15 protein-coding genes and 2 pseudogenes are annotated in these 14607 nt (G+C 46.2%); 3 read left to right on the top strand and 14 right to left on the bottom strand.

Annotated features, from left to right (window positions below; translation table 11 throughout):
- Positions 1-27 precede the first annotated feature (27 nt).
- From hemW to gpr, 5 genes are all read right to left on the bottom strand, one after another.
- Positions 28-1167: a radical SAM family heme chaperone HemW gene (gene hemW / locus ACQE26_RS11345; protein WP_500469425.1), complete on the bottom strand. Its 1140-nt coding sequence runs from the start codon at positions 1165-1167 to the stop codon at positions 28-30.
- 58 nt (positions 1168-1225) lie between these two features.
- Entirely contained in the window at positions 1226-3061 is a 1836-nt protein-coding gene (lepA, locus tag ACQE26_RS11340; RefSeq protein WP_438420256.1) for a translation elongation factor 4, read from the bottom strand.
- A 131-nt stretch (positions 3062-3192) separates the two neighbouring features.
- Positions 3193-3531, bottom strand: a complete 339-nt coding sequence (locus ACQE26_RS11335; RefSeq protein ID WP_016938900.1) for a YqxA family protein — start codon at positions 3529-3531, stop codon at positions 3193-3195.
- A 16-nt stretch (positions 3532-3547) separates the two neighbouring features.
- Positions 3548-4741: a stage II sporulation protein P gene (gene spoIIP / locus ACQE26_RS11330; protein WP_500469423.1), complete on the bottom strand. Its 1194-nt coding sequence runs from the start codon at positions 4739-4741 to the stop codon at positions 3548-3550.
- A 67-nt stretch (positions 4742-4808) separates the two neighbouring features.
- Positions 4809-5915 (bottom strand): GPR endopeptidase, encoded by a 1107-nt coding sequence (gpr, locus tag ACQE26_RS11325; RefSeq protein WP_500469421.1) that lies wholly within the window; start codon positions 5913-5915, stop codon positions 4809-4811.
- A 202-nt stretch (positions 5916-6117) separates the two neighbouring features.
- Between gpr and rpsT the strand changes: the two genes are divergently transcribed.
- Positions 6118-6384 (top strand): 30S ribosomal protein S20, encoded by a 267-nt coding sequence (rpsT, locus tag ACQE26_RS11320; RefSeq protein WP_003152876.1) that lies wholly within the window; start codon positions 6118-6120, stop codon positions 6382-6384.
- 17 nt (positions 6385-6401) lie between these two features.
- Here the strand turns inward: rpsT and holA are convergent.
- Together holA and ACQE26_RS11310 are read right to left on the bottom strand one after the other, a co-directional pair.
- Positions 6402-7443 (bottom strand): annotated as a pseudogene (gene holA / locus ACQE26_RS11315) (DNA polymerase III subunit delta); the annotation flags it as partial.
- 39 nt (positions 7444-7482) lie between these two features.
- A pseudogene (locus ACQE26_RS11310) lies at positions 7483-7637 on the bottom strand (hypothetical protein).
- A 40-nt stretch (positions 7638-7677) separates the two neighbouring features.
- On the opposite strand from ACQE26_RS11310, the gene ACQE26_RS11305 reads away from it, so the two are divergent.
- Positions 7678-7812 (top strand): YqzM family protein, encoded by a 135-nt coding sequence (locus ACQE26_RS11305; RefSeq protein ID WP_003152870.1) that lies wholly within the window; start codon positions 7678-7680, stop codon positions 7810-7812.
- A gap of 18 nt (positions 7813-7830) precedes the next feature.
- Here ACQE26_RS11305 and ACQE26_RS11300 read toward each other — a convergent pair whose 3' ends face one another.
- From ACQE26_RS11300 to ACQE26_RS11290, 3 genes are all read right to left on the bottom strand, one after another.
- A complete protein-coding gene (locus ACQE26_RS11300) occupies positions 7831-10182 on the bottom strand; it encodes a DNA internalization-related competence protein ComEC/Rec2 (RefSeq protein WP_500469419.1) in 2352 nt (783 codons plus the stop codon).
- Complete coding sequence (locus tag ACQE26_RS11295; protein ID WP_016938895.1) at positions 10183-10752, bottom strand: ComE operon protein 2; 570 nt, start codon at positions 10750-10752, stop codon at positions 10183-10185.
- A gap of 65 nt (positions 10753-10817) precedes the next feature.
- Entirely contained in the window at positions 10818-11432 is a 615-nt protein-coding gene (locus ACQE26_RS11290) for a helix-hairpin-helix domain-containing protein (protein WP_500469417.1), read from the bottom strand.
- Between the two features lie 58 nt (positions 11433-11490).
- Here ACQE26_RS11290 and comER point away from each other — a divergent pair, with 58 nt between their 5' ends.
- Positions 11491-12312, top strand: coding sequence for a late competence protein ComER (comER, locus tag ACQE26_RS11285; protein WP_500469415.1), 822 nt, complete (start codon positions 11491-11493; stop codon positions 12310-12312).
- A gap of 68 nt (positions 12313-12380) precedes the next feature.
- Here the strand turns inward: comER and ACQE26_RS11280 are convergent, their stop codons facing one another.
- From ACQE26_RS11280 to ACQE26_RS11265, 4 genes are read right to left on the bottom strand one after another with little or no spacing between them, the layout of a single operon-like run.
- Positions 12381-13118 (bottom strand): class I SAM-dependent DNA methyltransferase, encoded by a 738-nt coding sequence (locus ACQE26_RS11280; RefSeq protein WP_438420262.1) that lies wholly within the window; start codon positions 13116-13118, stop codon positions 12381-12383.
- The gene (gene rsfS, locus ACQE26_RS11275) at positions 13115-13471 is read right to left on the bottom strand and encodes a ribosome silencing factor (protein ID WP_016938891.1); all 357 of its coding nucleotides are present in this window, start codon (positions 13469-13471) and stop codon (positions 13115-13117) included. The genes ACQE26_RS11280 and rsfS overlap by 4 nt, the downstream gene beginning before the upstream one ends.
- A 16-nt stretch (positions 13472-13487) precedes the next feature.
- On the bottom strand, positions 13488-14048 hold the full coding sequence (yqeK, locus tag ACQE26_RS11270; protein WP_047475592.1) for a bis(5'-nucleosyl)-tetraphosphatase (symmetrical) YqeK: 561 nt from the start codon (positions 14046-14048) through the stop codon (positions 13488-13490).
- Positions 14038-14607 carry a nicotinate-nucleotide adenylyltransferase gene (locus tag ACQE26_RS11265; protein WP_500469413.1) on the bottom strand — a complete coding sequence of 190 codons (570 nt, stop codon included), beginning with the start codon at positions 14605-14607 and terminating at the stop codon, positions 14038-14040. The genes yqeK and ACQE26_RS11265 overlap by 11 nt, the downstream gene beginning before the upstream one ends.

The following is a 14607-nucleotide window of genomic DNA, read 5'->3' as shown; positions in this document are numbered from 1 at the left end:
AGTAACAAACGAAAAGAAAAATGTCAATTATAACTCACCCAAAAAAGCGCCAAAAACCTCATTTCCTAATAATTTGCCTTCATGCGTTAATGCTACCGATTTTTTCGAGTCACAGATCAGGCCTTTTTCAGTTAAATCTTTGAGAATATCAGGAAACAGTTCATCGACTGAACGTCCGAATTTATCCAGGAAAGCTTTTTTTTGCACGCCTGACATTTTTCTGAGACCGAGGAACATTTCTTCCTCAATCTGCTCTTCACGTGTCACCTCGTGCGTGTCCCGGTAAGGCAGCCCTTTTTCTTCGATGAGCTGAATATAATGTTTCACGGGACCGGCGTTGACGGTGCGGGTGCCGCTGATATATCCGTGAGCCCCTGCGCCAAAACCGAAATACTCTTCATTGCTCCAATAGGTCAGATTATGCTGCGACTCGTAGCCGGGCTTTGCAAAGTTGCTGATTTCGTATTGGCGGATGCCCGCTTCACTCATCTGCCTCATGACCGTTTCATACATCTCAGCCTCTTGTTCTTGCGCAGGGAGATGCAGGCGGCCTTTTTGCATTAAATTATAAAACACCGTTTTCGGCTCGACGATCAGCGAGTAAACGGAATAGTGCTCCGCATCCAGCGACAAAGCCGTTTTAACAGAATTGTCAAGGTCAGCCAGCGTCTGTCCCGGCAGGCCGAACATTAAATCGAGACTGATGTTGTCAAAACCGAGCGCCCTCGCCCGTTCAAAGGAGCTGAACACGTCCTTTTGTTTATGCACCCTGCCGATTTTCTGCAAAAGCGCGTCTTCGAAAGTTTGAACACCGAAGCTCAGCCGATTGACACCGGCATTTTTCAGGATTTTTAATTTTTCCGAGGACAAGTCATCCGGATTCGCTTCCGCGGCAAATTCAATGAGTCCGTCAGAAGGCTCCAGCACGCGGTGAATGGAATCCATCAGTTTTTCAAGCTGGGCGGGTGAGAGCGATGTCGGCGTGCCTCCCCCGATAAAAATCGTGCGAAGATCAGGGCGGCCCGTACGTTCTATCGTATTTATCATTTCCTTTTCGAGTGAGTTTAAGTACTCATCGACAGGCTGGCTCTGAATAAAATATTTATTGAAATCGCAATAGTGGCAGATATGCTCACAAAACGGAATATGAATATAAGCTGATTTCATTTGAAACACCTTCTTCTTTACAGAAAGAAGCCGCAGTGCGGGACTGCGGCGGCTTCCGTTATTTTTTCGGGCTGTCATCCATTTTAAGGACGGCCATAAACGCTTCCTGCGGCACTTCGACTGAGCCGACCTGCTTCATCCGGCGTTTTCCTTCTTTTTGTTTTTCAAGAAGCTTCCGTTTCCGCGAGATGTCTCCGCCGTAACATTTTGCAAGAACGTTTTTCCGCATGGCCTTAATGGTTGAGCGGGCCACGATTTTCTGTCCGATCGCCGCTTGAATCGGTACTTCAAAGTGCTGGCGCGGAATAAGCTCTTTCAGTTTTTCCACAATTACTTTTCCGCGTTCGTACGCGTAATCGCGATGCACGATAAATGAAAGGGCGTCGATTTTTTCTCCGTTCAGCATAATGTCCATTTTGACAAGTTTAGACGGCTTGTAGCCGATCAGCTCGTAATCGAAAGAGGCGTACCCTTTCGTACTGGACTTCAGCTGATCAAAAAATTCGTAAACAATTTCCGCAAGAGGCATCTCGTATACAATGCTGACCCGGTTGGCGTCTAAGTACTGCATATCGATAAAGTTGCCCCGTTTCCCCTGACAAAGCTCCATAACCGCTCCGACATAATCGTTCGGAACCATCATCGTCGCTTTGACATAAGGTTCTTCCACCCGTTCTATTTTTTGCGGGTCAGGCATGTTTGACGGGTTATCGACGACGATCTTTTCACCGTCCGTCATATATACGTCATAAATAACGCTCGGCGCGGTCGTGATGAGATCAATTTTAAATTCCCGTTCAATCCGTTCTTGAATGATCTCCATGTGAAGCATTCCTAAAAAGCCGCAGCGGAAGCCGAAGCCCAGGGCTTGTGACGTCTCCGCCTCGTATTGAAGGGAGGAGTCATTCAATTCAAGTTTTTCCAGAGCCTCGCGCAAGTCATTATATTTGGCTGTGTCAATCGGATAAAGTCCGCAATAGACCATCGGATTGAGTTTGCGGTAGCCCGGAAGCGCTTCTTCCGCAGGCTTAACCGCGCTTGTAATCGTATCACCGACACGGGTGTCGCCGACGTTTTTAATAGCTGCTGTCAAATAGCCTACATCACCGACTGTCAATTCGTCAGCCGGCTGCGCTTTCGGCGTGAAGACACCGACTTCGATGACTTCAAACTCTTTTCCGGTCGCCATCATTTTAATTTTCTGGCCAGGTTTTACCGTTCCTTCTACGACTCTGATATACGCGACGACTCCGCGGTACGCGTCATAAAGGGAGTCAAAGATGAGCGCTTTCAGCGGAGCTTCCGGATCTCCCGCAGGAGCAGGCACTTTTTCTACGATCTGCTCTAAAATGTCTTCGATGCCGATACCCGCTTTCGCTGAAGCGAGGACGGCGTCTGAAGCGTCAAGACCGATCACGTCCTCAACTTCTTGACGCACACGTTCTGGCTCTGCGCTCGGGAGATCGATTTTATTAATGACAGGAAGAATCTCAAGGTCATTATCAAGCGCCAGATAGACGTTCGCCAATGTCTGCGCTTCAATTCCCTGGGCCGCATCAACAACGAGAATCGCGCCTTCACAAGCAGCCAGGCTTCGTGATACTTCATATGTAAAGTCGACGTGTCCGGGCGTGTCGATGAGATGGAATATATATTCTTCTCCGTCTTTTGCTTTGTATTTCAGCTGAACGGAATTTAATTTGATGGTAATTCCCCGTTCGCGTTCAAGGTCCATTGAATCAAGCAATTGTTCTTTCATTTCCCGCTGGGTGATCGCCGATGTTTTTTCTAAAATCCGATCCGCCAAGGTCGATTTGCCGTGGTCTATATGGGCGATGATCGAGAAATTCCGGATTCTTGACTGCCTCTCTAAACGCTTTTCTTTATCTGTCACAATCTATCACTCCTACTATTAAACGCAAAATACACTAGCTTAGATTATATCAATAGGATTGTAAACATTCAATTAAAACAAGAAAGAGAAAAGCTTCCTATTTGGAATCGTCCGCTTTTCTCCTTAAAATGCTATCGGTTCAGTTTCGAAACCCACTCGTACATCGCCTGGGCCGAGTCCGTCACGGTATTTGAAAGGGTTTCCCCGGCTTTTGAAAACAGGTTGAAGGTTTCCGCCTGTTCCAGCTGTTTTTGTTTTTCTTCCAGATCTTTCGCCGTAACGGTTTGGCCCAAAATGGATGCCTCTTTTTCCTGACCCTCTCCGCCGCTAAGCGTGAATGCACCTTTTAAGGAGGGGTCTTTGTATCCTTTCATATCAAGCATTCCGCTGTTTGCCTGCTGCATGCCGAACAAAACGCCGACAAACATGACAATGGCGATCAGCAGGCATTTGCCGGTAAATCGGATCATTTGCATCACCTGATTTCTATTGTTTTTTCTTCTCTCCTGATTGCGAGCTGACTTTTTCAGCATCCCAGTACAGTTCGCTGAATACATCGGCTACGGCATCGGATGCGCGTCTCAGTTCTTCAAGGTTGTTATCCACGCCTCCGAATTCCAGCAGAAGCGACCGGTCGTTTAAATCCTGGTTGTATACTCCATTATCTCCCGGAGAGCCTTTTGATAAAACACCGACGCTTAAGCCGGGATATTTTTTCTCCATGAGCTTATGAAGTTCACTTGCGAGCTTATAGTTTTCTTCAAAATTGGCGCTTTTTTTGCCGACAACGATGGCGACTCTGGCATAGCTTTTTCCTTTAATATCGGCTGTCGTATTTTTCTTGCGGCGGGAATCCCGGTGAATATCTATGGTATATTGCAGATTTTTATTTTCGGCGAGCGCGCTTTTTACAACCGGTCTTGATTCGTCATAGCTTCGCGCATAATTTAAACCGTCTTTGTTCAGGCGGCCCTGAACGTCGGTTTTATCTACGTCCGCTCCTACGCCTTGCGCTTCCAGCGCTTTTCCGAACATATCTCCGACAAGCGTGACATTAGCCTTCGAATGGCGGGCGTTATCCGGATTTGTTTCCCCTTTTAACAGAGGGAGATAGGATTCGGTATTGTGAGTGTGATAAATAAAGACGACTTTTTTGCTGCCGGTCGAATGCTTCGGCGGCGCCGTTTCTTCTTTTTTCGTTTTGTTTTCAATTTCTGCAAGGTTCACTTCTTTTTCTTTTTCCATCACCTTTGACGGCGGCGGAGATTCAGCCGGCATATTCGTATAATCCGTCCCCTGCCCCGCCAACAGGATCTCCGTATCGTATTGGGCAAATCCCGGCAGCTCGCGTCCCAAGAAGCTCCGCGGGTCTTCCAGATTAATGCTTGTCGCCAGTTTTAAGGAAAGCCGTGACAGCTGAAATGAGTCTTTTTCAGGAAGCTCTGATGCGAAATAATGATTTTCCATGCCAAGGAGGTGTGCAAACGCGTCACCCGGAAGCTCTCCGGCAATTCCGTGAAGAGAATCGGAAGAAAGCCTCAGTTCAGGGCGAAGCGATGTGAGCACACCGGATAATACGAAAATAACGATAAGGCTTGTCATAAACAAAAACATGCCCTTGAGCGCATTTCCACCGTTTACTGCAACGACAATTTGACGGTTTCTGCGTTTTTTTCTCATGATTTGAATCCCTCCAGCGCTTGTCTAGTAATTACTCTATGAACAAGCTAGAGGAGGTAGAACCATTTTAATGATTATAAGAACCTTTGTTATCTTGTGAGACTTTTTCATGAAGGGCGGTGTTTAACCCGTTTGCAAGCACGTTCGCCATATCATCAATAAAGGTGTCAATCTCCTTCGGCGTGACCATCAGATTATGTCCGAGCGGAGAAAGCACTTCATGAATCAGCTGGCGTTTTTCGTTTTCGTCCAGCGTGCCGATAATGCCTAAAAAGGATTGGCGCTCTTTTTCTCCGGGAAGATCTTCATCTGTAAGCACCTTCTTTTTGCCGAAGTTCATTCCGGCGGGCACCAAAGACCTCGACGGGCTGTCATCTTTCATTTCTCTGCCGAAATGCTTTAATATGTAGTCCACTGTATCACTTGCGATCGTAACCGCATCAACGACAGTCGGGACACCGATTGCGATGACTGGGATGCCTAGCGTCTCTTTGCTTAATTCTTTTCTCTTATTGCCGACGCCTGATCCCGGGTGAATGCCCGTATCAGAAAATTGGATGGTCGTGTTCACCCTTTCAACGGCTCTTGCCGCAAGAGCGTCTACAGCAATCACAAAATCCGGCTTCGATTCTTTGATCACGCCTTGAATAATATCGCTCGTTTCAATTCCCGTTAATCCCATCACACCGGGAGCAAGCGCGCTGACCGGCCTGTACCCTTCCTGCACATTTTCCGGCTGAAGCCTGAACAAATGCCGCGTCACAAGCAGATTTTCGGTCACGAGAGGGCCGAGTGCATCCGGCGTCACATTCCAGTTGCCGAGACCGACGATCAAACAGCTTGCATCCTTTGGAATTTTTAATGCCGACAGATAGGCGGAAAATTCCTCGGCAAACACTTCCGTTACTTTTTCCTGCATTTCAGAGTCGTGCTCCCTCACACCCTGCGCTTCGATCGTGACATAGCGCCCCTGCTTTTTGCCCGATAGCTCGGCGCCTTCTTTTGTAATATCCACAGTTCTGACTTTAATGCCGCCCTTGTCGCGTTCTTTTTCAATAAACCCGTTTATTTCTTTTTTCTGACCGGCTTGTCCGTCTTTTACCGCCTGTTTCGTTTCTACCGCTAAATCTGTCCGTATCAGAAATTGATTGACATCCAGTTCGTTATTTTTCACGGGGAAGACCTCCTTCAATCATCGTGGTACATAGTGTGGCCATTTGTAAAACGAATCATGCGAATTTACCCATCAACGAAAAATACTTTACATTTATATTGCAATCTAAAGTTCTGTTTGATAGAATACAATTTGTTCTATTGTGAAGAAGATTTAACCTTAAGACACTGTGCTACAGGTTGTATCTTAGGAGGTGAAACACATGCCAAACATTAAATCAGCGATTAAACGTACAAAAACAAACAACGAACGCCGCGCTCATAACGCGACAATCAAATCTGCTATGCGTACTGCAATCAAACAAGTAGAAGCTTCTGTTGCCAACAACGAAGCGGATAAAGCGAAAACTGCTCTTTCTGAAGCAGCGAAACGCATTGATAAAGCAGTGAAAACAGGTCTTGTACACAAAAATGCCGCAGCTCGATACAAATCTAGACTTGCGAAACAAGTGAACGGACTTTCTGCATAATACAAAAACGATCCCTGGTAACGGGGATCGTTTTTTTCATTCGGTCCGGAGAAGTTCAAGAAGAAAGAGCTCCAGCAAGAGCTGCTTGTCCTTTTTCCCGGTTTTCATTTCGTAATCCATCACTGCGAGTTTCTCTATAATACGCCTGAGCTCTTCTTCAGAAAAAAGCCTCGCCTGGTCCATCGCCAGCTTTACCCGGAAAGGGTGAACCTTTAAATTGGATGCGATTTGCTTTTGACCGTATCCTTGTCCGGCAAAATACTTCGTCTGCATAATGAGACGGAACTGGTTGGCGATCAGCGCCATGATTTTGATCGGTTCTTCGTTTTGTTTTAAAAGATCATAAAATATTTGAAGGCTTTCCGTCCGTTTTCGGTTCACGATTTTGTTGATCAGCTCAAAAATATTCTGCTCCAAACTTCTCGCGACAAGCTCCCGGACATCTTCAAGCGTAATCTCATGTCTGTCTCCGGTGTAGGCGGAGAGTTTTTGTATTTCCTGGTATATGGAGGACAGGTGGCCGTTTGCAAGCAGAACCAAATGCTCAGCAGCTTCTGCGTCGATCGTTTTATTTTCTGATTTTGCCAGATTAATCGTAAAGTCAGTCGTTTCCTTTGCATTCAGCTCCTTAGCTTCAATCATCAGAGCTTGCTGCTTCAGCGCCTTCGTCAGTTTTTTCCGCTCATCCAGCTTCTCATACGGAGCCACAATCACAAAAACCGTATAAGGCGCAGGCTCCTTCAGATAAGTCTCAAGAGCGCCTGTATTGTGCTCTATTTTTTCTTTCTTTTTTTCCCCTGTTAAAAAAGACGGGTTTTTTACAATGACCAGCCGCTTCTCCCCCATAAACGGAAACGTTTCCGCATCGGTTATCGCCTGGTCAAGCGGATCCTCTTCAAGATCAAAAACAGACAGGTTAAAATCTTTTGTCCCCTCATCAACGACAGCTTGTCTGATCCGGCTGACAGTCTCTTGGAGAAGATACGTTTCTTTTCCGTATAAACAATAAACGGAGCGGACATCCCCTTTTTTCAGGGCTTTCCAAACATCAAATACCATGATCGTATGACTTCCTCTCTTTCTTGATCCCCTTCTATCCTAAATTGAGTTAGGCAAATAGTAAAGAGGAAGCTTTAAAAAGGACAGCTTCCTCATTTATAATAAACGCCTGATTCACAAGCTCCCGGGGCTGCTTGTAAAAAGGCGATAATCACAAGAACAGAAAACGTTACCATCACTTCTAGATTTTTCAAAACAATTCCAGTATACTTAGGGAAGTCAGGAGGGATGAAATTGAATGATTTTGAAAAAAACGTTCAAAGCAAACGAAATGATGCTGTTGACTCAGCTGTCGGTTTTGTCGTGTCCTTCGGATTTTTCGCCTTTTTGTTCGTGATGGCAACAGCCATCCATCTTATCGGCTCTTAGCCGCATTCCGGGCTGCTGTCAATCGGCAGTCTTTTTTACTTCCTGCGCCCTGGTTTCTTCTATATCATATGGAGGAAAGACAGAAAACGTTCCGGCGCCTTTTTTAAATCTGTATTGAATCGTTCCGCTGAGATCGGTGCGAAGCACATTGACAGAGTACGCTTTCAAACGATCCAGCACCTCTTCATGCGGATGATGGTAACGATTATCTTCACCTGCTGAAATCAGTGCCGCTTCCGGCTGAAGCTGTTTCAAAAAGGCTTCACTCGTAGAGCTTTTGCTGCCGTGATGACCGGCCTTCAATATATCAGCCTTCAGATTCGGATACGCTTTCAGCACTTCCGTTTCGCCGTCCGATTCTAAATCTCCCGTCAAAAGCCAGCTCACTCCGCCTAAAACCGTCCAAAGCACCAGTGACGAATCATTTTTACTCTTTACATCAGATGACTCCGGGGACAGCACCTGAAACTGAAGATTACCGGCTGTAATGATGTCGCCCCGCTTTGCTTCAGCAACGGGAATGTTATTTTCTTTCGCCATCTTCAATATGTCCTGATCCTTCGGTTCCTTCACGAATCCCATGGGAACAATCAGCCGTTTGACTCTATGTTTTTTGATTAATACTCCGGCTTCCCCGATATGATCCTGATCCGCATGGGTTAAAATCAGCGCATCCAGCTTTTTCACCCCTTTTCCGTTCAAAAACGGAATCAAAACCTTCTCACCGATAGAATACGGGTGGCGTTTTTCTTTCCATGATTCTCCTGGATAAGCCACCACTCCCCCTGTATCAACCATTACGGTTCCTTTGCGGTGCGGCGCACTTATAAACAGCGAGTCTCCCTGCCCGATATCAAGCATATCCGCTTCTCCCCAGGGACTGAAATAAGGACGGAACATTAAATAAACCAAAACCGCGCAGAAAAAAAGAGGCGATTTCCTGAGTTTCAAAAAACCGCCCTTTTCCAAAGCTGCAAAAAGCGTAAACACGGAAACCGCAAGCAGAAGAAGGGAAAGAAAGTCAGGCTTTGACACAATCATTGTAAATAAATCAACGGATGCCGCATATGTCATGAAATCATGCACAGGCTTCATCACAAGGTCAAACATATAAAACAAACATTCCCCGACCTGCCTTGAAAGTAAGAGAAGAAGGAAACCGATGACCGAAAACGGAATGACAAATAACGTATAAAAAGGCACCATCACCATATTCATCGGAAAACTGACAAGCGAAATCTGCTGGAAATGATAGAGCAGAAACGGAAGCGAACTGAGCTCCGCAATGAATGAGGCCATCGCAAGCCCGGCAAGTCTTCTTTTCCCTGCTTTCTTTAAAATGGAGGATGATAGAATTAAAGCGGCGCTTACCGCAAAAGAAAGCTGGAAGCCCGCCTGCCAAAGGAGGTAAGGATTAAACATGAGAAGCAGCAGATAAGACACAGACAATGCAGTCGAGGAATGAATTCTGCGTTTAAAAAGAGTTCCGGCGATATAAAATCCCAGCATGAGAGATGCGCGCAATACGGACGGGGCCGCACCGCTTAACAGCGTATACACCGGTAAAAAAAACAGCAGCAAAACCCCCGCCTTTTCTCTTGTCAGCCCGATTCTGATCAGAACATAAAATATTCCCGCGGTAATCAGACCGACATGCATTCCGGAAATGGCCATTAAATGAACGACTCCCAGATTTTGATAAGCGTTCAGTATATCGTCCTCTATAGAAAATCTTTCTCCTAAGTTCAGCGCTTCTACAATTCCGGCAGAGGATTCAGGCACGTGATTTTGAATGATCGAAATCAAATTCTTTCTGATGTTGAGCAGTTTATACAGCGGCATGCCGGATTTTTCACACTGCTGAATGGAAGTCACGGAAAATAACCAGTGAATATGCTGAGAATTAAGATATTCCTTATAATCAAAACCTCCGGGAATCGTCGCATGTCCGGGCTGTTCCAAAGAGCCGGTAAACACGCAGCGCATCCCCGGTTCCAGCTGTTCAATGAGACTTTTTTCTTCAAGAGACCGGATTTTGTATGAAGCGGCCCATTTTTCTTTGTCATGCGTTCGGATAACGGCTGACATTTTCGCCCCGTCAACCTTCGGAATATTTGTGATGACGGCCTGTTCAGTATAGCTCCCGGCCTGATACCGGGATACATTCGCAGCGTCATAAACCGTATACAGAAAGAAATAAAGACAAAAAGAAACGAGGCTGACGATAAACGGTGTGTACTGCTTTGTTTTTACAAAAATAAAGAGAAGATACAGAAGGAAAAAGAATAGAACCCAGAAGAAATTTGCGGCGGCAATTCCCGCGGTTGCAGAAACCGCCGCCAGAGGCAGAAGAAGGTATTTATATTTCATTTATACGTAACTGGTAAACAGCTCATTAGCCTGTTCATGAATTTTTTTCAGTTCATCCGCCTTAACTCCCGCATCAGATAATTGCTGAATCAAACCCGCTACAAAAGACAATTTTTCGCGGTTTTTCAGATCAATGATCATTTCATCAAGTTCAACCTGTTCCACCTTGACTCCTGCTTGGGTGAACAGCTCTTTTGCGTATGGCTGTGTTTTGTAATCTTCGGCATAATAGACCGTTTTGATGCCCGCCTGAATAATTGATTTACAGCATTGAATACAAGGATAATGCGTCACATAAATTTCGGCGCCCTCGGTCGGCACACCGAACTTAGAACATTGCAGAATTGCATTCATCTCTGCATGTATGGTCCGCTGGCAGTGATTATCTATTAAAAGACATCCTTCATCAGCACAATGGACGCCGCCGGCAATTGAACCGTTGTACCCGCCGGCAATCATCCGCTTGTCTCTGACAACGGTTGCCCCGACTGACAGTCTCGGACATGTGCTTCTCAGCGCCAGCAAATGGCTTTGCGCCATAAAATATTGATTCCATGAGATTCGTTCCACAAGTGTTCCCTCCAAAAGTCTTGTTGCTTTTCTAAGTTTACATAGTTTTGAGCAAAACCGTCAATTCACTTTACCGTAATGGAAGTTTTTATCCGCTCAAATGACTTTTCTCCAAAACCTGATACCTTCATCAAATCTTCAGCAGTCTGAAACCGTCCGTTTTCTTCCCGGTAGGCGATAATCGCTTCCGCTTTTTTCTGCCCCACACCGGAAATCGCCTGAAGTTCGTCCAGAGTTGCCGTATTGATATTGACAGGCGCATCCTCCTTCTCACCTGCTGCGGTTTTCGGGCGATTCTCCTCTTCGCCTTCGCTCGGAATATAAACGACCGTCCCGTCTTGCAGCTGCTCTGCTAAATTAACATTCAGTTCATCCGCCTTTTCCTTCAGGCCGCCGGCTTTTTCAATGGCTTGTGTCACTCTGTCTCCCGCCTTCATTTCATACACGCCTGGATTTCGGACCGCTCCCTTAATATCAATCATAATCTTATCGTCTGCGGTGTCTGTTTTGTCCGTGCCGGATGGTGAGGCTGTTTGGCCGAGCACGGACTGCTGTTTGACCGGTTCTTCTTTTTCAGGACGAAACAGCCAAATGCAGATAAAAACCGCTCCTGCCACAAGACAAACACCCAGAATTTTCAGGTTCCGCCGCATCTGCTCCGTCATCATCGCTTTCGTCATATTGCATTGCCTCCCCGCATAAGGTTTAGAGGATTAAGGGAAAAAGGAGGGGAATTCATTGAAAATAGGCTTTATCGGCACCGGAAACATGGGAACGATCCTGATTGAATCGTTAATTGAATCAAACGCTGCCGATCCCTCACATATCACCATCACAAACAGAACAATCGAAAAAGCATTAAAACTAAAAGAGCGTTTCAGCGGCATCCATGTCACCGAGGATCAGGAAAAGCTCGTACAGGAAAATGAAATGATATTCATTTGTGTAAAACCGCTGGATATATATCCTTTGCTGAAGAAGCTCACACCTCATTTACGGAAAGATCACATTTTAATCTCCATTACCAGCCCCGTTCAAACGGAACAGATTGAACATACGGTTCCGTGCCAGACGGCCCGTGTCATTCCGAGCATTACAAACCGCGCCTTTGCCGGTGTCTCGCTTGTTACGTTCGGCAATAGCTGCAGTGAGGCTGCAAAAGCGGATATCCAAACCCTGATCACTCATATTTCAAAGCCTGTAGAAATCAATAGTGGCATAACAAGGGCGGCGTCAGACATTGTCAGCTGCGGCCCTGCTTTTATGAGTTATCTCGTTCAACGCTTTATTGACGCGGCAGTGGAAGAAACGGACATTACCAAAGAAGAAGCCGTCATTATGTCGACGGAAATGCTTGTCGGTCTCGGAAAGCTTCTGGAAACAGGGCATTACACCCTTTCCGCCTTGCAGGAAAAAGTATGCGTTAAAGGCGGCGTCACCGGAGAAGGACTGAAGGCGCTTGAAAGCGGTGTACAGGATATGTTCAACCGTGTCTTTCAGCGTACACATGACAAATACGATGAAGATATATCTTTAGTGAAGAAGCAATTTCACGTGTAAATGAGTATGCCATAAAACGCTAAAACGTGCCAATCGGCAAAAATGCATTTTAAAAACCATCGTTTTGTTTAAACGATGGTTTTTGGTTTGCCTGCCGTAAAGAAAAGACGCTCGGACTCTCTTGAAGGAGGCCGGTCTGTAAAATCAGCCGTCACTTTCTTCAGTTCAAATCCTGTCTCTGCAAGCATTTGTTCATATTCTTCAATGTAAAATGTTTTTTGCTCATGCGTCTCGTCATAGCGGTCATAAGTTTGTCCGTTCCACACGAAAAAGGACATATCATGGATGACAGAAAGCTCTTCATCGCCGGCAAAACTTTGCCAAATATAGCTGATCTGCTCATCCTGGTCCGCATGGGTGCTGTCCGGAAAAAGCTCCGTCATTTTATATGGAGAATGGACGTCAAACAGAAGCAGGCCGCCCTCCTTCAAAACTTGAAAAACACTTTTGAAGGTGCTCAAGACATCATTTTTCGTTTTTAAGTAATTGAGGGAATCACAGCAGATGACTACGGCATCAAACTGTTCATCAAAACCGGAAAGCTCTCTCATATCCTGCTGGAGAAAAAGAATCGGCTTTCCCGTTTTTTTCTGCTGGGCACAGCTCAGCATGTCTTCACTCAAATCAATCCCCGTGACTTCGCAGCCTTTTTCGGCAAGCCTGATGGATATTTCTCCGGTTCCGCAGGCAAGATCAAGCACCTTTCCCTTTTCCGGAAGAGACGCTTCGATCCAGCCCGCCCATTCATCATACGGCGCATGGGACATTAACTCGTCATATACGCCGGCGAAGCCTTGGTAAATCATGAGTTCAAGCCGAGTTCAAGCTCTGCGAGCGGCGCGTCGCCCCATAGCTTTTCAAGATTGTAGTAGCTTCTTTCATCTTTATGGAAAACGTGGACAATGACGTCGCCGAGATCAACTAAAATCCAGCGGGCCTCATCAAACCCTTCCATCTTTTTGACATCAATGCCGTTTTCTTCTGCCTGATCTTTAATTTCACGCGCAATTGCCTGAACCTGTTTATCAGAATTCCCGTGGCAGATTAAAAAGTAATCCGCTACAAGTGAGATTCCTTCCATGTCGAGCGCTAAAATATCCTCTGCACGTTTATCGTCGCATGCTTTTGCCGCGATTTTTAATACGGAAGCTTGATCCATTTCCATATTCCTCCTGTCAATTTTGAGACACCAGCCAGTTATAGGTTGCAAACGTCTCCGGGAAGACCGGCTGGTTTTTTTTCATCAGAAATATCATTGTATTTTTCAGCGCTTGTATAAGCGCTTCGTTCAGATCCGTTTCTGCCAGGCGGCGCACATCTTCCACTCCGGGGAAATGGCGGCCGGGTTCAATGTAATCCGCCACGTAAATGACTTTGTCTAAAAGGGTCATTCCGGGACGCCCTGACGTGTGATAGCGGATCGCGTCTAAGATCTCCGGGTCAGTGATCCCCGCTTCTTTCTCAGCCAGATACGCCCCCGCAGGAGCATGCCACAGCTCGGCATTGTAATCCAAGAGCTCAGCCGGCATTTTTTCCCGCACGATGATCTGCTTCATTTCTTCTTTCGGCCGGAATTTCGCATAATCATGAAAAATAGCCGCCATTTCCGCTTTTTTCGGGTCTGCTCCGAACCGGCCTGCGAGAATAACCGCCGTATCTGTCACGCCGATTGTGTGGATGTAGCGATGCTCGGTCAGCTGTTCTTTGACGCAGGCAAGTGCTTCCTCACGATTCATATAAATCATTCTCCTCTATATACTGCCTCACTTTATCCGGCATTAAGTATTGCGTCGTTTTTTTTGCTTTGAGACGTTCTCTCAGCATCGTTGACGATACGTCAAATTCCGGAACGTCGGCAAAAAGCAGCGGATACGGGGTCTCAATATGATACCCCGGGCGCCGCACTCCGATAAATTGAATGAGTGTAAGCAGTTCGTCCAGTTTGTACCATTTCGGCAGATATTCAATCATATCCGCCCCGATAATAAAGAAAAGCTTGTCGTTCGGGTGCCGCTCCTTCAGTAAACGGACGGTATCATAGGTATAAGAAGGACCTTTCCGCTCCATTTCCGCAAGCTCAAGCTTAAAACCGGGATTTGAGCTGATGGCAAGCTTCAGCATCTTAACCCGGTGCCGGCTGTCGGTAAAGTCTTCATTCTGCTTATGCGGGGGAATTTTATTCGGCATAAACCAAATCTCATCGAGCTCCGCCTGATGAAGGACTTCATTAGCCATCAGAAGATGACCGTTATGCGGAGGGTCAAATGTGCCCCCGAATATTCCGATTTTCTTCAT

The sequence above is a fragment of the Bacillus sp. 5RYD7K genome (assembly GCF_059831465.1).
Note: the sequence above shows the minus strand (reverse complement) of the source record. Positions and strands in the feature narration are given on the sequence as shown.